This window comes from Collinsella sp. TF07-1, from assembly GCF_003437235.1.
GTDB lineage: Bacteria > Actinomycetota > Coriobacteriia > Coriobacteriales > Coriobacteriaceae > Collinsella.
Map to the genome: position 1 here is coordinate 1 of NZ_QSRV01000001.1, position 21,410 is coordinate 21,410.

The 21,410-nt window shown below is 60.3% G+C and carries 18 protein-coding genes, 1 pseudogene and 1 riboswitch; of the genes and pseudogenes, 9 read left to right on the forward strand and 10 right to left on the reverse strand.

All coding sequences use genetic code 11. The features are described 5' to 3' along the window. Both DXC67_RS00005 and DXC67_RS00010 read right to left on the reverse strand, forming a co-directional pair. Positions 1 to 627: pseudogene (locus DXC67_RS00005) on the reverse strand (hypothetical protein); the annotation flags it as partial. Positions 628 to 779: 152 nt separating this feature from the next. After that, complete coding sequence (locus tag DXC67_RS00010) at positions 780 to 2,195, reverse strand: MFS transporter (protein WP_117636872.1); 1,416 nt, start codon at positions 2,193 to 2,195, stop codon at positions 780 to 782. 205 nt (positions 2,196 to 2,400) lie between these two features. On the opposite strand from DXC67_RS00010, the gene DXC67_RS00015 reads away from it, so the two are divergent. Beyond that, positions 2,401 to 2,811 (forward strand): peptide deformylase, encoded by a 411-nt coding sequence (locus tag DXC67_RS00015; RefSeq protein ID WP_117629625.1) that lies wholly within the window; start codon positions 2,401 to 2,403, stop codon positions 2,809 to 2,811. Between the two features lie 199 nt (positions 2,812 to 3,010). Here the strand turns inward: DXC67_RS00015 and DXC67_RS00020 are convergent, their stop codons facing one another. Continuing rightward, complete coding sequence (locus tag DXC67_RS00020) at positions 3,011 to 4,492, reverse strand: aminotransferase class I/II-fold pyridoxal phosphate-dependent enzyme (RefSeq protein WP_117637011.1); 1,482 nt, start codon at positions 4,490 to 4,492, stop codon at positions 3,011 to 3,013. Positions 4,493 to 4,693: 201 nt separating this feature from the next. Further along, the gene (locus DXC67_RS00025; protein ID WP_233503102.1) at positions 4,694 to 5,551 is read right to left on the reverse strand and encodes a LysR family transcriptional regulator; all 858 of its coding nucleotides are present in this window, start codon (positions 5,549 to 5,551) and stop codon (positions 4,694 to 4,696) included. 118 nt (positions 5,552 to 5,669) lie between these two features. Between DXC67_RS00025 and DXC67_RS00030 the strand changes: the two genes are divergently transcribed. Beyond that, the gene (locus DXC67_RS00030) at positions 5,670 to 6,581 is read left to right on the forward strand and encodes a DMT family transporter (protein WP_117629623.1); all 912 of its coding nucleotides are present in this window, start codon (positions 5,670 to 5,672) and stop codon (positions 6,579 to 6,581) included. A 102-nt stretch (positions 6,582 to 6,683) separates the two neighbouring features. Here DXC67_RS00030 and bsh read toward each other — a convergent pair whose 3' ends face one another. Both bsh and DXC67_RS00040 read right to left on the reverse strand, forming a co-directional pair. Beyond that, positions 6,684 to 7,649, reverse strand: a complete 966-nt coding sequence (gene bsh / locus DXC67_RS00035) for a choloylglycine hydrolase (protein WP_117636874.1) — start codon at positions 7,647 to 7,649, stop codon at positions 6,684 to 6,686. 131 nt (positions 7,650 to 7,780) lie between these two features. Further along, positions 7,781 to 8,200 (reverse strand): peptide deformylase, encoded by a 420-nt coding sequence (locus DXC67_RS00040; RefSeq protein WP_035137017.1) that lies wholly within the window; start codon positions 8,198 to 8,200, stop codon positions 7,781 to 7,783. Between the two features lie 193 nt (positions 8,201 to 8,393). Here DXC67_RS00040 and DXC67_RS00045 point away from each other — a divergent pair, with 193 nt between their 5' ends. From DXC67_RS00045 to DXC67_RS00060, 4 genes are all read left to right on the forward strand, one after another. Continuing rightward, positions 8,394 to 9,704, forward strand: a complete 1,311-nt coding sequence (locus DXC67_RS00045) for an NCS2 family permease (protein WP_117636875.1) — start codon at positions 8,394 to 8,396, stop codon at positions 9,702 to 9,704. Positions 9,705 to 9,912: 208 nt separating this feature from the next. Then, on the forward strand, positions 9,913 to 11,679 hold the full coding sequence (locus DXC67_RS00050) for a carbohydrate-binding domain-containing protein (protein WP_158551249.1): 1,767 nt from the start codon (positions 9,913 to 9,915) through the stop codon (positions 11,677 to 11,679). A 271-nt stretch (positions 11,680 to 11,950) separates the two neighbouring features. Continuing rightward, a complete protein-coding gene (locus tag DXC67_RS00055) occupies positions 11,951 to 13,741 on the forward strand; it encodes a carbohydrate-binding domain-containing protein (RefSeq protein WP_158551250.1) in 1,791 nt (596 codons plus the stop codon). A 207-nt stretch (positions 13,742 to 13,948) separates the two neighbouring features. Beyond that, a complete protein-coding gene (locus DXC67_RS00060; RefSeq protein ID WP_117636878.1) occupies positions 13,949 to 14,614 on the forward strand; it encodes an alpha/beta hydrolase in 666 nt (221 codons plus the stop codon). Between the two features lie 63 nt (positions 14,615 to 14,677). Here the strand turns inward: DXC67_RS00060 and DXC67_RS00065 are convergent, their stop codons facing one another. From DXC67_RS00065 to DXC67_RS00080, 4 genes are all read right to left on the reverse strand, one after another. After that, positions 14,678 to 16,012 (reverse strand): uracil-xanthine permease family protein, encoded by a 1,335-nt coding sequence (locus DXC67_RS00065; RefSeq protein ID WP_117636879.1) that lies wholly within the window; start codon positions 16,010 to 16,012, stop codon positions 14,678 to 14,680. 123 nt (positions 16,013 to 16,135) lie between these two features. Continuing rightward, positions 16,136 to 17,269 carry a 5-methyltetrahydropteroyltriglutamate--homocysteine S-methyltransferase gene (locus DXC67_RS00070; RefSeq protein WP_233503103.1) on the reverse strand — a complete coding sequence of 378 codons (1,134 nt, stop codon included), beginning with the start codon at positions 17,267 to 17,269 and terminating at the stop codon, positions 16,136 to 16,138. A gap of 155 nt (positions 17,270 to 17,424) precedes the next feature. After that, the gene (locus DXC67_RS00075) at positions 17,425 to 18,321 is read right to left on the reverse strand and encodes a LysR family transcriptional regulator (RefSeq protein WP_117636881.1); all 897 of its coding nucleotides are present in this window, start codon (positions 18,319 to 18,321) and stop codon (positions 17,425 to 17,427) included. Positions 18,322 to 18,331: 10 nt separating this feature from the next. Next, positions 18,332 to 19,240: an HAD-IIB family hydrolase gene (locus DXC67_RS00080; protein WP_117636882.1), complete on the reverse strand. Its 909-nt coding sequence runs from the start codon at positions 19,238 to 19,240 to the stop codon at positions 18,332 to 18,334. Positions 19,241 to 19,301: 61 nt separating this feature from the next. Further along, positions 19,302 to 19,412, forward strand: a riboswitch (TPP riboswitch). 51 nt (positions 19,413 to 19,463) lie between these two features. Between DXC67_RS00080 and thiM the strand changes: the two genes are divergently transcribed. The 3 genes from thiM to DXC67_RS00095 are packed head-to-tail and all read left to right on the forward strand — an operon-like array spanning position 19,464 to position 21,340. Beyond that, positions 19,464 to 20,303: a hydroxyethylthiazole kinase gene (gene thiM, locus DXC67_RS00085; RefSeq protein ID WP_117636883.1), complete on the forward strand. Its 840-nt coding sequence runs from the start codon at positions 19,464 to 19,466 to the stop codon at positions 20,301 to 20,303. A 3-nt stretch (positions 20,304 to 20,306) separates the two neighbouring features. Then, positions 20,307 to 20,648, forward strand: coding sequence for a thiamine-binding protein (locus tag DXC67_RS00090; RefSeq protein ID WP_233503104.1), 342 nt, complete (start codon positions 20,307 to 20,309; stop codon positions 20,646 to 20,648). Next, the gene (locus DXC67_RS00095) at positions 20,645 to 21,340 is read left to right on the forward strand and encodes a thiamine phosphate synthase (RefSeq protein WP_117636884.1); all 696 of its coding nucleotides are present in this window, start codon (positions 20,645 to 20,647) and stop codon (positions 21,338 to 21,340) included. The genes DXC67_RS00090 and DXC67_RS00095 overlap by 4 nt, the downstream gene beginning before the upstream one ends. Positions 21,341 to 21,410 lie beyond the last annotated feature (70 nt).

The window sequence follows — 21,410 nt, forward strand, 5'->3', positions numbered from 1 at the left end:
GCGATCGTCACGGCCACCGCGAGGACCGCGGTCCTCGTCCAGGCCCATGGCGACGAGCGGAGCGATAACCTTATCGAGGGCAGCCATCAGCTCGGTGGCCTCCTCGTAAGAAAGCTCGGGCAGGAGCTTCTCCTTCTTGTTGGCAAGCTCGACCAGGCCCTCGGCGGCATCCTCGGCAGCGAAGACGACGATCTTGCGCATATCGCCCTCGGCGTCGTCGATGCGGCCGACCAGATCGGCAGCCTCGGCCTCGGCCATCAGGCCATCGAGCTCACGAAGGCGCATGCCCAGCAGGTCGGACATCTCCTTCTGCTCCATCTTGGGCTTGAGGTCAAGCAGCTTGATGGCGCGCTCGATGTTCGCCATGCGCTCGGCCTTGGCCTCCTCCTCCTTGGAAATAGCAAAGCGACGGCTACGCAGCAGGCGGGCGGCCTTCTGCATCTTGTCCATCAGCTCTTCGTCATCGTAATCAACGGCGGCCTCGACAACCTCGGCCTCCTCCTCGGCGGAAACCTCGTCAGCAGCCTCAACCTCGGCAGCTTCGGTCTCCACGGTCTCGACTGCCTCGACCTCGGCAGCCATGGTCTCGTTCTCGGTCTCGTTCATGATCTCTTCGTTCTCGGACATGAGACTCCTTCTTGGCCCTCTCGGGCATCATCGCCCCATTCGCGGGGCCCGTCGCGCACTCTTTGCGCTTTAAACATTCATGCCTCTCGGCAAAACGTCCATTAGTTTATGGTGTCGTCCGCTAATCTAGCTGCAGAATCTATGTGCACACATTAATGCGACATGTGCGACTCGCGGCGAGCGTACACAACCGACACCGCGAAGCCAACCAGGGCAATCACGGCCGCCATGCGCACGGCGGCTGCAAATCCAATCGCCTGGGCAACGTCCGTCGCCACGCCGGCAGCACCGGCAGCCGCCGCAGAACTCGAGAGCAGGCCGATAAACAGCGACGGGCCAAACGATGCGGCAATCATGTTCCACGTGTTGAGCAATGCCGTTCCGTGAGGATGCTCAGCGGCGGGCAGCGTCTCCAAGCCGGCCGTTTGCGAGGGGCTCAGCACCAAACCGACTCCGGCATACACCACAACGGTCAGCGCCACGACGACGCCGATGTTCATGCTTGCCGCCGTCATCGAGATGGCAGTCTGCCCCACGGCAATCAGGGCAAAGCCGACCGGTAGCAGCGGCCATGCGCCATGGGCATCCATCACGCGTCCGCCCACAATCGAGGTCACGGCGTTGCAGGCAATTGCCGGCAAAATGAGCAGGCCCGCGACAAGCGCGGTCATGCCGTATGCGCCCTCAAAATAGAGCGGCAACAAAACGCTCATCGAGAACGTCGTCATCATCGACACCACCACAAGCAGACAGGCAGGCCAAAAACGAACGCTCGTCATGGGACGCACGTTGAGCACCGGATGGACGAGCTTGAGCTGACGGGCCGCAAACAGGCCGAGCAGCACAACCGCGGCGAAAAGCGTCACGATGCCGGCCATCACATTGGCCGAGAACTCGCCTACGGAATACACGAACGCCGTAATGCCGGCGGCGAGCAAAATAACCGACAGGATATCGAGCGAAACATCCAGGCGCTCTCCGACATTTCGAACGAGCTTTGCACCCGCCGCAGCGACCACAACACCGCCCACCAGCGGCACTAGGAACACCGCCCTCCAGCCAAACAACGTGCACATAAGACCACTGATCACAGGTCCAAACGCCGGCCCCAGCGTAATGCAGGCACCGCCCAAGCTCAGATACAGACCGAGCTTCTCGCGCGGAGCGCAAGATAGCACCACATTCATCATGAGCGGACACAAGATGCCCGATCCCGCAGCCTGCAAAATGCGACTTGGCAGCAAAACGACAAACGACGGGGCGACCAGGCACAGGACTTCGCCGGCGACCATGCAGCCGCATGCAAAGAACAGCAGCTTGCGCGTCGAAAAGCGTCCGGACAGAAAGGCCATGATGGCCGTAAAGATCGACGTCACGATCATGTAGCCCGAAACAAGCCACTGCGCCGTGGTGGCACTCACCGAAAAGGCCGCCATAATGTCGCGCAGCGCCACGTTAATGATGTTCTCGTTAAACGCGGCAACAAAGGCTGCGATATACATGACGACGAGAAACGCCGAAGTGCCCGATGGCGTTGCCCTAACTTGTTGCTGAGATTTGTTCCCCATGCATTTCCTTCCTCTTGGAACGACCGTCGCATCGCCCCGGAGGAACCGTCCAGGGCGAGAATGAGCCCTAGACTTACGCCAAATGCCGCAACACGACGAATCTGGCAACATGGTCCAACGTCGAAAGATCGTAACGCGGACGCGCTGCTTTCCTTCCGCGCTATTATTGAAAGTCCACGAAAGCATGAGACATGAGGAGCCCGCCATGATTAAGCCCATCATGAAATCCGAGTTCTTTTTGCGTCTGCCTTCCGAAGACGCGGGACCCGACGATGCCGCGACCGGGCAGGACCTCCTGGATACGCTCCTTGAGCATGAGCACGAGTGCGTGGGGCTCGCCGCCAACATGATCGGCGTGCGCAAGCGCATCATCTGCGTAAAGGACGGCAACAGGACGCTGCTGATGTACAACCCTCAAATTCTTGAGCAGGTCAATGCCTATCAGACGAGCGAAGGATGCCTCTCGTTGATCGGCGAGCGCCCCTGTACCCGCTACCGTCGCATTAAGGTGGAGTATTTGGACGAGAACTTCGTCCACCGCATCAAAAACTTCTCGGGCTACACCGCCGAGATCATCCAACACGAAATCGACCACTGTTGCGGAATTGTTATATAGTTCCGCCGTTCTACCGAACGGCGGACCACTTGACGCTGCGCGAGCCGCATTCACGCCAATCTGACGTTCAGCTTCAAGGGCGCGACCAAAAGGTCAGCGCCCTTTCGCTTCACGTCACCTTGGCGCAAATGCGGCTCGCTCGCTGTCGTATGCCTATCCTGCGACGTCTCAACCCTCGCAGCGGAAGATATCCAATCCCCTACGCTTGACGGTAATGATCGAAGAAGTCGGCGAGGTCCTCGAGCGACTCTTTGAGCACTTCCATACGCGGCAGGTACACGATGCGGAAGTGGTCGGGCTCGGCCCAGTTAAAGCCGCCGCCGCGGGTGATCAGGATCTTCTTCTCGTGCAGCAGGTCAAGGGCGAACTGCTCGTCATCGGTAATGTTGAACTTCTTCACATCCATCTTGGGGAAGATATAGAACGCCGCACGCGGCTTGACCACCGAGATGCCGTCGATCTTGTTGAGCGCCTCATACACAAAGTTGCGCTGCTCGTAGACACGACCGCCGGGGCGGATGTAGTCGTTGACGGACTGATGGCCGCCGAGCGCCGTCTGGACGATCGACTGAGCCGGCACGTTGGAGCACAGGCGCATGTTCGAGAGCATGTTGATGCCCATAATAAAGTCGCTCATGCAGCGCTGGTTGCCCGAAAGCACCATCCAGCCAATACGATAGCCCGCGATCATGTGCGACTTGGACAGACCGCTAAAGGTGACGCAGGGCAGATCGGGAGCGAGCGAGGCAATCGAGACGTGCTCGTAGCCGTCCATGCACAGGCGGTCGTAGATCTCATCAGCAAAGATCATCAGCTGATGCCTGCGTGCAACCTCGACGATGCCCTCGAGCACCTCGCGCGGATAGACGGAACCCGTGGGGTTGTTGGGGTTGATGATGACGAGGGCTTTGGTCGCGCTCGTGATCTTGGACTCCATATCCTCCAGGTCGGGATACCAATCCGCCTGCTCATCGCACAGATAGTGCACGGGATGACCGCCGGCAAGGGTTGCGCACGCCGTCCAGAGCGGATAGTCGGGGCTGGGGATCAGAATCTCGTCGCCATTGTCGAGCAGCGCGTTCATCGAAAGCTGAATGAGCTCGGACACGCCGTTGCCCGTGTAGATATGCTCCATCTGAACGTTGGGCAAGCCCTTGATCTGCGAATACTGCATGATCGCCTTGCGCGCGGAGAACAGGCCACGCGAGTTGGAATAGCCTTCGCAGTCGGGCAGCTGCTGGCGCATGTCCTTGATGACCTCATCGGGCGTGCGGAAACCGAAGGGCGCCGGGTTGCCGATATTGAGCTTGAGGATGCGCTCGCCCTCGTCCTCCATACGGGCGGCCTCGTCGACGACGGGACCGCGCACGTCATACAGGACGTTATCGAGCTTGGTGGATTTAGAAAAAGTACGCATGGTGGTGCTCCTTGCAATTTGAGCTGAGGGATGGGGTTCGGGCTTGGAATCGTTGCGGGGTGATGATGCCTCGCCTTGATCGGCGTCGCCGGCAAGCAGCCAGGTAACATCGACCTCCAAAATACGGGCGAGCAGCTCAGCCACATCGCGCCGCGGAATCGTCTTGCCGCTCACATATTGGCTCATCTGACTCTTGCCGAGTTTTTTGCCGAGCATCTCCGATGCGCGGATCACGTCCGACTGGCGAACGTCGCGATCGGACATAGCCTGTCGCAGACGATCGCTAAACGTCTCTTGGGCCACTAGAACCTCCTTGCTGGCAAAGTTCAATTTATAGGACACGAATTGAACCAAGGTTCAATTTAGCAAGCAGTATAGCGCCGTACCTAATTCGAAAGTTCAATTTCATAAGAAAACGTACCGAACTCCGAGATTTGCCCAAAGCGGACAATAACGTGCACGCGTTTAGAGGTATTCAAGGAATCGAGCAGCAGCAAGCGAAACGTCGGCCGTTCGATATATGGCGTTAATCTGCCGATGGGGACGTCCCTCGAGCGGACGAATGGCGACATTGAACTGGCAGCGCCGCAAGATGAGCGCCGGAAGGATGCTCACGCCCAAGCCGTCCTCGATCATGGCCATAATCGCATAGTCATCCCAGGTCGACAGTTTTGAGCGCACCGTCAGCCCCGCCCGACGGAACAGCGGCGTAATCTCGTCATCGGTGCCGCGTTCCAGCAGAATAAACTGCTCGTTGGCCAAATCGGCAAGTGAAACGGCCCCCTCACTAGCAAGCAGAGAGTCTGTCGGCACCACCGCCATCAACTCGTCGCGCACCAAAGATCGCGATGTCATGCCATTTTCTCGGGGCTCATGCGGGATAAAGCCCAGATCGCAGCGGCCCTGCGCCACCCATTGTTCAATCTCTGAATAGTCGCCCATCAGCAACTCGTAATCGACGTCTGGATAATCGGCGCGAAAACGCGCAATCACCGGCGGCAGTACGTGGGTCGCCACGCTCGAAAACGTACCGATGCAGATTTTGCCACGCATGAGCCCACGCATCTCATCCACACGCCGCTGCAAGCGAATGAATTCCTCGCAGAGCGCCTCGACAGCCGGCATGACCTGCCGCCCGTCGGCAGAAAGCGTCACGCCCTCGCGGCTGCGGTCGAGCACCTTAAAGCCCCAGTCGGCCTCGAGGTCGGCCACCATGCGGCTCACGCCCGATTGCGAATAGCTCAGGCGCTCGGCGGCGCGCGTAAAGCTTCCGGCGCGCACTGTCTCGAGCAGCACCTGCATCTTTTGAATATTCGTTTCCACGACACGCCTCCGCCTTTGCATGATGTTTTGTCATGTTATCCATGCATTATATTCGCTTTTCTTCTAAGGCAACCTCACCCATAGTGAACATGCAGGGATATGAAAGGGGCGGCTGCGCATGAACAACGGACTGATTACGTATTTAGCAGCATTGTTGTTGTTTGGCTCCAACGGCATCATTGCCGCGGCCATCGCGCTGCCGAGCTCCGATATCGTGCTGCTGCGCACCTTTCTGGGAGCCTTCTCGCTTGTCACCATCCTCGCCATCACCCAACGCCATAAACTGCAGGCGCCATCCCGCCCTCGCGAAGCTGTGGCCTTGATCCTCTCGGGAGCTGCGTTGGGCGCCAGCTGGATTTTTCTGTTCCGCGCCTATCAGACGATCGGCGTCGGCGTATCCTCGCTGCTGTACTACTGCGGCCCCATCATCGTCATGGCCCTCTCGCCGTTTATCTTTGGCGAAAAACTGACCGGGGGCAAAATCGCCGGCTTTATCGCCGTCGCCTGCGGCGCTTTTCTCGTTGCAGCGCAGGATCTCGGCGGCAACATGCCCATTGCGGGCATCGTCTGTGGCATTGCCTCGGCCTTCTGCTACGCGTTGATGGTCATCGCCAGCAAAGGCGCGCCACACATCGAAGGCCTCGAGAACTCTGCACTCCAGGTGAGCGCCGCCTTTGTGACCGCGCTGGTCCTCACGCTCGTCACCCAAGGCGCCCCCTCGTTCTTTTCCCCCGGTATCGCCGCAAGCATCGATTGGCGTGCCGTCGCTATGCTCGGCGTCGTCAACACCGGCGTCGGCTGCCTGCTTTACTTTAGCGCCGTCGCCAGGCTGCCCGTGCAGACCGTCGCGGTTGTCGGCTACCTCGAGCCGCTTTCGGCCGTTGTGTTCTCCGCCATCCTTTTGAGCGAAGGCATAACGCCGGTCCGCCTGATGGGCGCCGCGCTCATCATCGGCGGCGCGGTCTTTTGCGAACTCGCCGGCAAACGCGCAAGCACCAAGGCTGGTATCGCCCAGGCAGCGCGCGCTTAAGGGACATTTTCTCGGGGCGCATGCGGGATAAAGCCCAGGTCGCAGTGGCCCTGCACCTCACGGGAGATGCAGGGCCATTTTGCATTGCAGTAAAGCTATGGGCTACGAACGACGCGGCTCGGGAACCACGAGCCTATCGGGGCTCGCGCCCTCGGCATCCATCAGGCTCACGTAGCGAATCGATGGGTCATCGTAGGTCGCGTAGTAATAATTGCCCGTACGCGCGCTAAAGCATCCGGTGTAGATGGTCTTCTCGAACTTGCCGTCGCCCATCTTGGACGCTCCCTCGATCATCGCCACGCCCTCGAGCGAGCGGAACATGCGGACGACGTTTTCGGCCTCGCTGCCCTTTTGCGGGTAATTGGCATTGAGGTAGGCCGCCTTTACAAAACGGCTCGGCGAATAGCAGTCGCCCGGAATACCGCGCATGCCGGCACCAGCGCCATAGGGCTTGAGCTCGGCGGCGCGCCATGTCGCCGTCTGCGGAAAATCGCTGGTGGCGGTGATATAGGTGCGCAGGTTTTCCATATGCCACGGGAAAGTCGGCTGGTTGGCAAGGGTATCGACCGGGTCGTCGTATACATGCAGGCCGTCGGCCATCATCTCGACCACGATACTGCGCTGGCTGTCGCCGATAATCCAATGGAGCAGCGACACGCCCAGGCCCTCGCCGGCAGATTTGGCGACAATCACCGTATCGCGCAGTGCAGCCTCGGCCTCGTCGACCGTCGAGAACGTCGCCGCCACCCACAGGGGAAACTCGTAGGCCGCGATATTGGTCTTGCCATCAACCGGCCCCTCGGCATACTCGGCATAGCCGGGAAAGTTGAGCCCCGCCACAGCCAGGCCCGCATCGTTGCCGCAATCGAAAAACATGGGATAGTTCTTGTAATCGATACACATACCGATTACCGCATGCGCCGCCGTCGCATCGTCGATAAACGAGTACGGGATGTGGAACCCGCGGGGCACCACGCGAACCTGCTCGCCGTATCCAAAGCTCCAGTCGAGGTTGCGGCCCAGATACATGTGGCCGGAATTATCGGTAAATCGAATGCTCGTGCACATAGCGCCTCCTAGCTCAATGTTCTTACTAAGGTCATTGTCACCAAACAAAGGAGCGCTAAACAAAAAAGTCCGGACATGACAACAATGTCATACCCGGACTAAAAACGACGAGGTGCGGTGCTTTGGTCCCCTTAGACCAACTTTCCAAGACAGTGATCAATCATGTGCTGGATCATTTGCGCCTCAAAGCCTGCGTAATCGCGGCGGCACTCCTTCATCTTGCCGTCGACGATCTGGTCAAAGGCAACCTTGCACTTGATATAGCGCGTGGACTTGGTGACCTCCTCGTGCGTCAGGCAGCTCTCCTCCATCTTGCTGGCACCCAGGCCAAACACCAGACGGGGGTTGTAGAGCACGTGGGGCTCGCCGGCGTCGTCCAGGTAGACGCAAACCTTCTTGGTAACGCCAATCTGGTTAGCGGCAAGGCAGCCGGCATCGTCGAGCGACTTGATGGTATCGATCAGGTCCTGAGCAACCGACTCGTCCTCGACGGTCGCAACCTCGCAACGCTGGGACAGGATAGCCTCGTCGTGGCAAAGCTCTTTAATCATACGTTCCTCCATAGGGGTCGTTGTAACCGCTTAAGTATACGGTACCTACACAATTTCATGCGAAAGATACCGCCCGTCCGTTACAAACCGCCGAACATCAACATGTGAGGAACACCAACTTCACAAAGGCGATATAGTGGGTGGGTTCGTGTCAATCGGCCTAAACTCGGGGCCGAACAAGGAAAGGGTATGCATGGACGAACTTTTTCACGTCAGTGAGCGCAAGTCCACAATCGGGACCGAACTTCGCGCTGGACTGACAACATTCCTGGCGATGGCCTACATCATCGCCGTCAACCCCGCAGTGCTCTCGGGCGCCGGCATCGATGCGGGAGCGCTCGCCTGCGCCACTTGCCTGGGCGCTGGCATCATGACCATCTGCATGGGCATCTTCGCCAACCGTCCGCTCGCATGCGCGTCGGGCTTAGGCGTCAACGCGATGATCGCTGGAATCACCACCACCGTCTGCGGCGGTGACTGGCACGTGGCCATGAGCGTCATCTTCCTTGAGGGCGTCGTCATCTTGCTGCTCGTGCTTTGTGGCCTGCGCGAGGCCATCATGGACGCCATCCCGGTTGTCCTGCGTCACGCCATCTCGGTGGGTCTGGGCCTGTTCATCGCCATGATTGGCCTGTGCGATGCCGGCATTATCACCGCTGGCGCCGGTACACTCGTCGGTCTGGGCGACATCACCTCCCCCACCTTCATCGTCGGCATCATCTCCATCCTGGTGACGGTCGCCCTCGCCTGCCGCAACGTCCCCGGCTCGCTGCTCATCGGCATCATCGTCGCCGTTATCGCCGGTATCCCCCTGGGTGTGACCCAGGCTCCGACCGGCATCATCGCCCCGCTCGACTTCTCGAGCATCGGCGGCCCCATCGCCGACGCCGGCGGCGTGCCCGCCATCGTCAAGGTCCTTACCGACCCCACGCTCCTCGTCATCTCGTTCTCGCTGCTCATGAGTGACTTCTTCGACACCATGGGCACCGCGATGGCCGTGGCCAAGCAGGGCGAGTTCCTCACCGACGACGGCAACGTCGAGAATATCAAGGAGATCCTGATCGTCGACTCCGCCGCCGCTGCTGTGGGCGGTTTCATGGGCGTCTCCTCCATCACCACCTTCGTCGAGTCCACTTCCGGCGCCGCCGACGGTGGCCGCACGGGCCTCACCTCCGTCACCACCGGCGTGCTGTTCATTCTCGCCGCGTTCTTCTCCCCCATCGTCACCATCGTTTCCAGCGCCGCCACCTGCGGTGCTCTGGTCTACGTTGGCTACCTCATGATGAGCGAGGCCTCCGAGATCGACTGGTCCGACGTGTCGCAGGGTTTCCCGGCGTTCATGATTGTCGCCGGCGTACCCTTCACCTACTCCATCTCTGCCGGCATTGGCCTGGGCTTTATCGCCTACGTGATCGTCGCGCTCTTTAAGGGCGAGGCCTCCAAGATCAAGCCGCTCATGTGGATTGCAGCCCTTGCCTTCCTCGTCTACTTCTTCGTGGCGTAACGGCACAGTCTGCCAAAGCAGAACACAAAAGCGCGGAGTCGCATCGAGCGGCTCCGCGCTTTTCTTTTAAAGCCAGGCAACGCACGGACGCGCGATGTATTGCTTCCCAAGTTTTGGACATTTTGCCCTCCAAACGGCACTACCGCCGGCTACATCCTGCAGATATGCTGGGCGTAATCGCATAGGCCCTATGAGGATGGGAGCAACCATGGCCGCCCTGTTCACGACCCCCAAGCGCAATGACAAAACCTCTGGAGCCCATTTTATCGAGCCCGACGCACGCCGTCGCACGCTGCTCGCACACGGCAGCTGGCGCCGCGTGACACACCGCATCGTCGTGGGCGCCGTATGCGCGCTCACGGCAAGCTCGCTGCTCATGCCGAGCGTCTCACTCGCGGCCGAGTGGGTCAACGTCGGCGGCACTCAGTACAACACTGCAGCAGGCGACGAGGCCGGCACCTGGGCCTGGGACGGCGCCGACGACATGAAGCTCAACGGCTATAACGGCGGCGCGATCGAGGCAGCGGGCAAGCTCAACGTGAGCTACGAGGGCAACAACACCGTCACTAACGACGACGGCCGCGGCATCAAGGTTAAGGATGGCGCGAACGAGAACGCCGAGCTTAATATTCAGGGCGACGCGTCTAGCACGCTCAACGTGACATCTTCTCGTGACGCCATCACTTCCGTCGGCAACATCAACATCGACGGCGCTGGCACTGTCAACGCCACGAGCACCGAGCACGATGCCATCGATGCCGGGGGCGATGTCACCATCAAGAGCTCGGGAAACGTTAACGCCACGGGCGATTCGGATGGCATCAGGGCCGACGGCAACATCACGATCGACAACAGCGGAACCGTCACCGCCAAGGCCACCGAGGATCAGGGTATCGATGCTAACGAGAACCTCATCATAAAGGGCGGCGGCAAGGTAGAGGCAAGCTCTATCGAGGACAATGCGATTTGGGCCGACGGCAGTATCGAGATCTCGGGTGGCAGCCAGGTCAAGGCAAGCTCCGAGGAAGACGCCGCCATCGACGGTAAAAACAGCCTCACGGTCACGAACGCTTCCCTCAACGCAAGTGGCGTTGGGTATGGCATCTATGTCTACAAGGGCATCACGCTCGATGGCGCGACCGTGACGGTCCGCGCAAGCTCAGATGGCGGGGAAGCCAGCGCACTCTTCACCGATGAGGACAACATCGTCATCAAGAACGGCTCGACTGTGGATGCGCTCGCAGAAGGCAGGTTCTCGGTTGCAATCTCCACCAGTAATTTCTACTCCGACGAAGCGGGTGGCCATATCTACATCAGCGACTCCGTTGTCAAGGCCATAGCCCGCTATGCCGAGACCGGCGGCGACGGCCCCGACCACTACAGTGGAGACCAAAACGACGAAATCATCCCTGAGTCCGAGGGCCTGAACATCGGCATCTTCGCGCAGACCGAGAAGGGCATCACGCCCGCGACCATCTCGATCGTCCGCAGCAAGGTCACGGCCGAGGGAGACACGGCGGCTATCTTCGCCCTTGCCATGAGCGCGGACGGCAAGGCGATCGGCACCATCGAAATCAAGGACGCCATCATCCAGACGCCTGCAGGCGGCAAAGTCATTGACTATCGCAACAAGGAAGAGCTCAGCGACGGCATCGTCTACGAGGCGGGGCAGACCATTGGCACGGGCGATGCCACGATTGACTCCCCCTATGACGCCGCTGTCGCCAAGAGCACGGTCATCGTGCCTCCCGAGGAGACCAAGCCCGAGGAAAAGCACGGCAAGACCAAGCCCGAGGGTTCCAAGTCCGAGGGCACGAAGACAACCAAGACCGTTGCAGTTGCAGCCAAGGGAGCCAAGACCGTCGGCAAGCTCGCGGCAACCGGCGACACCTCGAACGCAGCCATCGTGGCAGCCGCCCTTGCGGGAACAGCCGCCATCGCCGCAGGCGCCCTGGCGAGTCGCAAACGTTCGTAAACACTTTTTCGCACAGGACGGGTGGATCGCAGCCCTTGCCTTCCCCGTCTACTTCTTCGTAGCGTAAGGGCAAGGCTGCAAAAGCTGAACAATAAAGCGCGGAGTCGCCATGCGGCCCCGCGCTTTTCTTTTAGCGTCGGTCCCTGCGCCGGCGTGCGGCCTATTTCTCCCCCATTTTGGCCATTTTGCCCTCCAAACGGCACTACCGCCGGCAACATCCAGCAGATACGCTGAACCTAGCCGTATAGGCCCTATGAGAACGGGAGCAACCATGGCAGCCTTGTTCACGACCCCCAAACGCAATGACACTACCGCCGGAACCCATGTTGCCGAACCCGACGTTCGCCGTCGCATAGGACTCGCGCACGGCAGCTGGCGCCGCGTGACGCGCCGCATCGTCGTAGGCGCCGTGTGCGCGCTCACGGTGAGCTCGCTGCTCATGCCGAGCGTCTCGCTCGCGGCGGAATGGGTCAAGGTCGGCGAAACCAAATACAACGCCGGCACTGCGGCGGGCGACGAGACCGGCACCTGGTCGTGGGACGGCGCCGACGACTTGAAGCTCAACAACTATAACGGCGGCGAGATCCAGGCCGCAGGCAAGCTCAACGTGAATTACTCGGGAAACAACATCGTCACTGCCGACTGGATCGAAGGCATCAAGGCTTCTCATGGCAAGAATGAGAACGCCGAGCTCAATATCCAAGGCGACGCGGGCAGCACGCTCAGCGTGACATCTACTGAGGACGCTATCCTCTCCACGGGTAATATCAACATCGACGGAGCCGGATCCGTCAACGCCACGAGCGCTGGGTTTGATGCCATCGACGCCGAGGGCGATCTCGCTATCAAAGGTTCGGGCAACGTCAACGCCACGGGCGTATCGGATGGCATCAGGGCAAACGGCAATATCACGATTGACGACAGCGGGGCCGTCACCGCCAGGGCTACCAAGGACAAGGGTATCGGAACCGACAAGAACCTCACCATCAAGGGTGGCGGCACAGTCGAGGCAAGCTCAGCCGATGGTGAGGCCATTTGGAGCGGCGGCAACATCAATATCTCGGACGGCAGCCAGGTCAAGGCGAGCTCCGAGAAAGACGCCGCCGTCGAGGCCAAGGGCAGCCTCGCAGCCACAAACGCCTCCCTCAACGCAAACGGTGTTGAATATGGCGTCTATGCCCACAAGGGCATCACACTCGATCATGCAAACGTGACAGTCCGCGCAAGTAAAGGCAGATACGGTGACGCCATTGCCCTCTTCACCTACCAAGACGATATCGTCGTCAAGAACGGCTCCACCGTGGACGCGTTTGCGGAAGGCGAGGTTTCGGCTGCATTCTCCACCAGAAACGATCGACCCAACGAGGAGGGTGGCCACATCTACATCAGCGACTCCGTTGTCAAGGCCATAGCCCGCTATGTCGAGAACGGCGACGGCCCCATCCCCTACAGCGAAAACCAAGATGGTGAGACGAGCCCCGAGCCCCAAGGCGAGAACATCGGCATCATCGCCCAGACCAGCGAGGGCGTCACACCCGCAGTCATCTCGATCATCCGCAGCAAGGTAACGGCCGAAGGAGATACAGCGGCAATCTTTGCCCGTGCCATGAGCGCTGACGGCAAGACAATCGGCACCATCAAGATTGAGAACGCCGCCATCCAGACGCCCGAAGGCGGCAAGGTCATTGACTATCGCAAGCTCCGTGACGGCATCTACGAGGCAGGCCAAGCCATCGGCACGAGCGACGCTGTGATCGACTCCCCCTATAACGAAGCTGTCGCCAAGAGCATGGTCATCGCACCTCCCGAGGTAGCCAAGCCGGAAGACCCCAAGCGCGACGAGACCAAGCCCGCAGAAAGCAAGCCCGCGGAGTCCAAGCAGAACCCCAAGCCTGAGGGCTCAAAGCCGACCAAGGCCGTTGCGGCTTCAACCACGAAAGCCAAGACTACCGGCGTGCTCGCGGCAACCGGCGACACCTCGGGTGCGGCCATCGTGGCAACCGTCCTTGCGGGAACAGCCGCTATCGCCGCGGGCGCCGTGGCGAGCCGCAAGCGCTCATAGACGCTTTTGATGCACGGGACGGCACCCATGAAAGCGCCTAGCCCGAGCACCGTTTAGCAACGCCACCGCCGAGCCCCCTCCGGCGGTGGCGTTTTCCATATGCGTCCGCAGGGTATGCACGAGATTGTCTTTGGTCTAGCCCAACCTGCATGAGCCGGCGTGCGACAATGGGGGCCGTCGATATCACAACACCGAGAGAAGCCCGTCATGGAAGCGCATCAAAAGCAGATAACCGTTTATTCGAATCATACGGAAAGCGCGCCTGTCATCTACCTTCCTGTGGTCGTGGGCGACGGCAGCGAGGTTTATAAGTGTTGCCGAGAGCTCGACTGTCCGCCATTCGCCCTCGTCACCATTGGCGGGCTCGATTGGAATCGCGAGCTGAGCCCCTGGGCATGCGACGGAACCGTGCGCGATGCCGAGCCTTTCGGCGGCCAAGCTGCCGGTTTTCTTGATGAGCTGCTGAATCAGATAATCCCCCAGGTCGAGTCGTCGCTTCCTCAGCCGCCCACCTGGCACGGCGTTGCTGGCTACTCGCTGGCAGGCCTCTTTTCGCTTTGGGCTCTCTGGCAAACCGACGCCTTTGACCGCGCCGCGAGCGCATCGGGGTCGCTATGGTTTCCCGACTTTGTCGATCGCGCCAGCACGGCGCCATTTGCCGGCAGCCCGCAAGCCGTCTATCTGTCACTCGGCAAAAAGGAAACCAAGACGCCCAACCGCATGATGCGGCACGTACTCGACGACACACGCGCGATGGAAGCGTTGCTCGTCGAGCGCGACATTCCAACAACGCTGGAGCTCAACCCCGGCAATCACTTTGCCCAAACCGACTTGCGCATGGCCCGCGGCATCCACTGGATACTCACGCACTAAAAATGGCTCCCACGCGTAGCTGCACGCATGGGAGCCATTTTTTAGATTTATCGATAGCCGGCCTTACTCGGCGGCCTCCTCGAGTTCAGAGACGTCGAACTCAAAGTCGTTGCCCGGTAGGATGGCATTGAGCACAATGCCCACCAGCGAACCCACGGCAAGGCCCGAGAGCGAAATGGTCACGCCGCCCAGCTCCAGCACGATGGCACCGGCGGTACTGTAGGCAATGCCGAGCGAAAGCACGAGCACCAGAGCCGCCACCAGCACGTTGCGGTTGTTCTGGAAATCAACCTGATTCTCGATGAGGTTACGGACGCCCACGGCGCTGATCATGCCGTAGAGCACGAGCGACACGCCGCCGATTACACACGCTGGCATGGCGGCGATCACGGCAGCAAACTTGGGGCAGAACGAAAGCACGATGGCGCAGCAGGCGGCAATGCGAATCACGCGCGGGTCGAACACGCGCGTCAGGGCGAGCACGCCGGTGTTCTCGCCATACGTGGTGTTGGCCGGAGCGCCAAAGAGCGACGCCAGAATCGTGGCGAGACCATCGCCGAGCAGCGTGCGATGCAGGCCGGGATCGGCGATGTAGTTACGCTCGCAAGTGGAGCCGATAGCCGAGATATCACCGATATGCTCGATCATGGTCGCAAAGGCCAGCGGCATGATGGTGATGATGGCCGTCGTGGCAAGACCGCTATCGAACTGCGGCCCAAAGAGCGCAAACACGGTGTTATCCCACACGACGGGCAAGCCAACCCAGGGAGCGGCTGCGACGCCCGAGAAATCAACCTCGCCGAGCGCAGTCGCAACGGCATAGCTCACCACAACGCCCAGCAAAATCGGCACGATCTTGATCATGCCGCGGCCCCAGATGTTGCAGATGACGATCACGGCCACAGCGATAACGGCGACAAGCCAGTTGGTCTGGCAGTTGGCAATGGCAGAGCTCGCCAGGATCAGGCCGATGGAAATGACGATGGGACCGGTCACCACCGGCGGAAAGAAGCGCATGACACGCTTGGCGCCAAATGCGCGGAAGAGTGCCGCAAGTACCGGATAGAGTAGACCGGCGCAGGCAACGCCCAGGCAGGCGTAGGGCAAAAGCTCGGCCTCGCCGTTGGGTGCAATGGCGGCATAACCCGCGATAAAAGCAAACGACGAGCCCAGAAACGCGGGCACCTTACCGCGCGATAGAAAATGAAACAGCAGCGTGCCGATGCCGGCGAACAGAAGCGTCGCCGAAACGGAAAGGCCGGTGAGCACAGGCACGAGCACCGTGGCACCGAACATCGCGAATAGATGCTGCAGACCGAGTAGGAACATGCGCGGGCGACCGAGCGACGACGCATCGTAGATGGCATCGGCGACGGCGGGCGTCGAGGATTGGGACATGGAAGTCCTTTCATGATGGAAGGGCGATCAGGCATATCGGATAACCTGCCCGAACGATACGATCCGAACCATTGTACGTGATATGCCATGTCTCGCACGCGCCGTCACCTGCAAACGGTAGCGTTACTTCCAAACGCGCTCGGAAATGCGCTTGACCAGCGCGATCTTTGCCCACTGTTCGTCCTCGGTCAGTTTGTTGCCAATCTCACAGCTGGCAAAGCCGCACTGGGGCGACAGGTACAGGTTCACGAGCGGCACATACTTTGCGGCCTCGTGAATACGTTCGACGATGGCATCCTCGTCCTCGAGCTCAGCGGCCTTGGTGGTCACCAGGCCCAGCACGACCTTCTTGCCGGGAGCAACATACTTGAGCGGCTCAAAGCCACCGGCGCGCGGCGTATCGAACTCAAGGTAGAACGCGTCGACATCCTCGTGCGCAAACAGGTACGGTGCAATGGGATCGTAACCACCCTCGAAGGCATACGTGGAGTGATAGTTGCCGCGGCACACGTGCGTGTTGATGACCAGATCGTCGGGCTTGCCCTCGATGGCGGCGTTGTTGAGCGCCACGCCCAGCTCGCTTACCTTTTGCAGGTCGACCGGGCTCATGCCGGTCTTTGCCACGAAATCGGTGTCGCAGTAGATACCCCAAGTACAGTCATCAAACTGGATATTGCGGCAGCCTGCTGCGTACAGGTCGGCAATCACGGTGCGGTATGCTGCCGCGATGGCATCGGCGAGCTCTTCGTCGGTCTTGTAGACGGCGCGCAGACTCTCCTGCTGGCCATCGCAACGGTCGAGCGTGACTTCGGAGAACGTCTGGATCGGTGCCGGAATGGTTTGCCGTGCGACCTGGCCCTCCCCCTCAAGCGCCTTGACGAACTTAAAATGCTCGACGAACGGATGATTCTTGCCGCCAATGGGACCGGTTACCACGGCGGTGTCGGCGGTAGTCTCCTCATCGTGGAACATATAGCCTGTACGCGAGGTGCGGCGCTCAATGCCGTTAAGGCCCCACATAAAATCGAGGTGCCAGTAGCTGCGGCGAAACTCGCCATCGGTGATGACCTGCAGGCCGGCGGCCTTTTGCTTTGCCACCAAATCGCGGATGGCATCGTCCTCGACGGCCTTAAGCCCCTCGGCATCAAGCGTGCCTGCCGCATAGGCAGCACGAGCGTCCTTTACGGCCTGCGGACGAAGAAAGCTGCCGACGATATCAGCGCGAAACGGCGCGTTCGGTTGAATCGAAGTGCTCATAGATATCTCCCTTTGCATTGGTTGCTTTACTGGGACAGAGTATGAGCGCTCATATGGACATCGTAAAATATATGTTTATAACAGTTTGATATAGATGCTTCCTATATCAGTTTGGACTGCCATAAAGAGATTTGACCCGCGCAGAACGCAGCAGTCTAGATGTGCTGACGAATCGCGTCGATATAGGCCTGCCCATAGCGCGTGAGCGTCGTGTTCTTGCGCGTGATAATGCCGATCTCCATGTATTCGTCCACATCGAGCGGAATCGAGATAATACCGGGGCCATTGAGCTCGTGGCTAATCACGCCCGAACACACCGTGTAGCCGTTAAGGCCCATAGCTAGGTTGAACAGCGTCGCACGGTCGCGCACGCGGATATTCTTGCGACGCTCAAAGGTCGAGGTCAGCTCCTCAGAATAATAAAACGAGTTATAGCTGCCCTGCTCATAGGACAGGAACGGGTAGTCTTCCAGATCCTCTAGCGTCACGCTGGAGCGGTCCGCCAACGGATGGTCGGCGCAGACGAAGACATGCGGCGTGGCGCAGAAGAGCCCTTCGAACACGAGCTCGTTGGCCACCAGCATGCGCTCGATGACCTCGCGGTTGTGCTCGGACAGATATAGGATGCCCAGCTCGCTTTTCATGTGCGCGACGTCCTCGATAATCTCGTGGGTTTGCTCCTCGCGCAGGGTAAAGTCGTAGCGCGCGGCATCGAACTCGCGGATCACGTCGACAAACGCGTTGACGGCAAAGGAATAATGCTGGCAGCTCACACTAAAGTGCGGCACCTGCTCGGACGCGCCCTTGTACTTGCCTTCGAGCAGATCCGCCTGGTCGAGCACCTGGCGCGCGTAGCCCAAGAAGGTCTCGCCCTCCTCGGACACAATGACACCCTTGTTGGTGCGCTCAAAGATGTGCACACCCATCTCGTTTTCGAGATCGCGGATCGACGCGGTAATCGAAGGCTGCGACACAAAGAGCCGGCGCGAGGCCTCGGTGATGCTGCCACATTCGGCAACTTTGACGACATACCTGAGCTGTTGAAGCTTCATAGCCTTCTCCCTAGACGTTCGTGACGTCGAAACCCGTCGTGCTCATCTGACGCATAAACGACGGCATCTCCCCCGTCGCGGCGCAGGCGGCAATCTGATGCAGCGCTGCGGCAACCGCATCGTCTGCCGCAGCGCCGATATGCCAGCGTGCGGCAGCCGTGACGGCCTCGTTGGCATTGGCGACCGCAACGGAGTTGGGAACGGCATCGATCATGGGCAGGTCGTTATCGGAATCGCCAAATACGGCCACCTCGTCGGGCGTTAGGCCCAAAGCGCGCGCCAGCTCCAGCGCAGCGCAGCCCTTGTCCCAACCAGCCGGAAGGATGTCGAACAGGCGCACACGGTTGTTGGGAAACACAAGCGAGAGCTCCGGCACCTCGGCGGCAACGCGCTCGCGTAGCTCCGCGAGCTCCTCACGCGAACGGGCGCTCCAGATATTCGCCTTGAACACCGGCGCATCATCGACGACAGGGCGGCACGGGGCCTCTTCGCCCTTGAGCCACGCATTGCCGCCCGATTCCATAGCGCGACGCACACGCTCGGCATCACGTGTCACGCAATAGGCATCGTTATCCCAAAAGTCATCACCTAAGCTGTAGACCTTCAGATAGGTATCGTCGGTTTCTTCTTCCAGATAGGCGGCTAAACGCATTAGTGCGTCGCTATCGGTCGCACGCGAGGCGACCGCCTCGCCGTCGACAAACATGACCTGGCCGTTACAGAATGCGCCGGTCGAATAGCACTCGGAACGATTTTTAAACATCCAGCCCATCGCAGACGGCTGACGACCCGAAACCGGACCAAAGTGCAGACCCGCCGCCTGCATGGCATGAATGCCCTCGATGGCATAGTCGCTGGCGCCGTCATGCCCGGCCGGAATCAGCGTATCGTCCATATCGGTCAGCACAAGTTTGATCATAGGGTCCCCCAGTCGTTTTCATCGTAACCATTGTACCGATGCGCTAGTATAGGGAACAACAGATTCGATGCGGGAGTGCCGGCGGTGCAAACCACAAGGCTGAGAGGGCATGGGGCCCAATCCTTTGAACCTGTCAGTTAATGCTGGCGTAGGGAGCATGCCGCCTTTTTAGGGGCGCTGTCTATGCACAGCGCCCCTTTTCTATGCCAAGGAGGCATGTGCAGTGATCGATTCGGAACAGCTTAAGCAAAACGTGATCAAGGCCGTGGAGGAGATTCACGCCACCAATCCGATGGCAGGCTCCATCACCAACACGGTGACGATTGACTTTGTCGCCAACGCACAGCTCGCCGTGGGCGGATCGGCCGCCATGGTCTATCTGCCCGACGAGGGCGAGGCACTCGTTGCCGGCGGCGGCGCCATCTATCTCAATATGGGTACGCTCTTCCCCATCTACGAGCAGACGATTCCCCGCGCGGCCAAGGCGGCACACGACGCCGGCAAGCCCTGGGTGCTCGATCCGGTTGGCCTGGGCATCGGTAGCCTGCGCACCCAGTTGGTAAACGAACTCAAGCAGTACAAGCCCGCCATCGTGCGCGGCAACGCCTCCGAGATCATCGCGCTCGCCGGCCTGTGGGGTCTTGAGGGTGAGGCGGCCGATCTGAGCCGCGTGCGCGGTGTCGATACCACCGACACGGTAGACGCTGCCCGCGATGCCGCCGTGGCGCTCGCCCGCTACACCGGCGGCGCCGTTGTGGTCTCGGGCGAAGTCGACCTGATTACCGACGGCACAACCGTGGCCAAGTCCCACGGCGGCAGCCCGCTCATGTCCAAGATCACCGGTTGCGGCTGCTCGCAGGGCGGCGTGCTGGCCGTGTATGCCTGCGCCGCCGATCCGTTTACGGCAGCCGTCTGCGGTGCCGCCGTCTACAACGTTGCCGGCACGCGTGCCGCCGCCGTCGCCGATGCCCCGGCAAGCTTTAAGGTCGCCTTTATCGACGAGCTCTACCGCGCGACCGCCCAGGACATTGCCGATAACCGACTCGAGCTCGAGGAGGCATAAGCCATGTCCGAGCCCGCAACCGATGCCGGCATGAACACACTCGTCGCCGTGGCCATCGCCCCATGCGGTACCGGCGATGAGCTGTCCGCCGAGGTCGCCGAGGTCGTGCGTGTCATTCGCGAGAGCGGCCTTCCCAACCGCACCACCTCGATGTTCACCGAGATCGAGGGCGACTGGGACGAGGTCATGCAGGTCGTGCGCGACGCGACCTTTGTGTTGGCGAGCAAGGGCATCCGCACCGAAGTCGTGCTCAAAGCCGATATTCGACCCGGATTTACCGACACCATGACCGGCAAACTCGAGCGCATGGAAGCACAGATCAAAAAGCAGGAGGAAGCACGATGAGCATCCGCGACAACCTTGATATCTCGGCCTATCTGGTACTCGGCCCCGAAAACACCCTCGGACGCCCCGTGGGCGATGTGGTGGCCCAGGCACTCGACGCCGGCTTTACCTGCATCCAGGTGCGCTCCAAGGTGGCAAGCGCCCGCGAGATCATTGCGCTGACCGACGACGCCGCGCAGGCAATCGCACAGGCCGGCAAGACCGGTCAGGTCGCCCTGTTAATCGATGACCGTCTGGACTGTGTGCTTGCCGCGCGCGAGCAGGGCATTGCCGTCGATGGCGTGCACGTAGGCCAGAGCGACATTCCCGTCGAGGTCTGCCGCAAGCTGCTGGGCCCCGATGCCATTGTGGGCCTTTCGGCCCGTTGCGAGGAGATGCTCGAGTACGTCAAGACCGCCGACATGAGCCTGGTCGACTACCTGGGCATCGGCCCGCTCCACGAGACCGAGACCAAGCGCGACTGCGGACGCGCGGCCGACGGCTCTATCATCACCAAGAGCTTTGAGGACCTTGCCGCACTCCACGCGGCAAGCCCCGTGCCCATCGTGGTGGGCGGCGGCGTTAAGACGGCCGACTTGCCGCAGCTTAAGGCCACCGGCGTCGACGGCTTCTTTGTGGTAAGCGCCGTCTGCAGCGCCGACGACCCCCATGCCGCAGCCAAGGACCTTGTCGACACCTGGCAGCAGGCATAGGCCTATGCCGAGCAGCTGCTCCGCAGCCTCATACCTTCGACAGCGGAAAGCGCATCCCAGTTTGGACGTC

Excerpts from the sequence above, each read along its gene's own strand:
- DXC67_RS00030 (WP_117629623.1), top strand. The coding sequence starts at position 5,670 with ATGAACAACGGACTGATTACGTATTTAGCAGCATTGTTGTTGTTTGGC.
- DXC67_RS00080 (WP_117636882.1), bottom strand. The coding sequence starts at position 19,240 with ATGATCAAACTTGTGCTGACCGATATGGACGATACGCTGATTCCGGCC.
- DXC67_RS00065 (WP_117636879.1), bottom strand. The coding sequence starts at position 16,012 with ATGTCCCAATCCTCGACGCCCGCCGTCGCCGATGCCATCTACGATGCG.
- DXC67_RS00015 (WP_117629625.1), top strand. The coding sequence starts at position 2,401 with ATGATTAAGCCCATCATGAAATCCGAGTTCTTTTTGCGTCTGCCTTCC.
- DXC67_RS00070 (WP_233503103.1), bottom strand. The coding sequence starts at position 17,269 with ATGAGCACTTCGATTCAACCGAACGCGCCGTTTCGCGCTGATATCGTC.
- DXC67_RS00045 (WP_117636875.1), top strand. The coding sequence starts at position 8,394 with ATGGACGAACTTTTTCACGTCAGTGAGCGCAAGTCCACAATCGGGACC.
- DXC67_RS00050 (WP_158551249.1), top strand. The coding sequence starts at position 9,913 with ATGGCCGCCCTGTTCACGACCCCCAAGCGCAATGACAAAACCTCTGGA.
- DXC67_RS00075 (WP_117636881.1), bottom strand. The coding sequence starts at position 18,321 with ATGAAGCTTCAACAGCTCAGGTATGTCGTCAAAGTTGCCGAATGTGGC.
- DXC67_RS00095 (WP_117636884.1), top strand. The coding sequence starts at position 20,645 with ATGAGCATCCGCGACAACCTTGATATCTCGGCCTATCTGGTACTCGGC.
- DXC67_RS00055 (WP_158551250.1), top strand. The coding sequence starts at position 11,951 with ATGGCAGCCTTGTTCACGACCCCCAAACGCAATGACACTACCGCCGGA.
- DXC67_RS00020 (WP_117637011.1), bottom strand. The coding sequence starts at position 4,492 with ATGTCCGATCGCGACGTTCGCCAGTCGGACGTGATCCGCGCATCGGAG.
- DXC67_RS00060 (WP_117636878.1), top strand. The coding sequence starts at position 13,949 with ATGGAAGCGCATCAAAAGCAGATAACCGTTTATTCGAATCATACGGAA.
- DXC67_RS00040 (WP_035137017.1), bottom strand. The coding sequence starts at position 8,200 with ATGATTAAAGAGCTTTGCCACGACGAGGCTATCCTGTCCCAGCGTTGC.
- DXC67_RS00090 (WP_233503104.1), top strand. The coding sequence starts at position 20,307 with ATGTCCGAGCCCGCAACCGATGCCGGCATGAACACACTCGTCGCCGTG.
- bsh (WP_117636874.1), bottom strand. The coding sequence starts at position 7,649 with ATGTGCACGAGCATTCGATTTACCGATAATTCCGGCCACATGTATCTG.
- DXC67_RS00010 (WP_117636872.1), bottom strand. The coding sequence starts at position 2,195 with ATGGGGAACAAATCTCAGCAACAAGTTAGGGCAACGCCATCGGGCACT.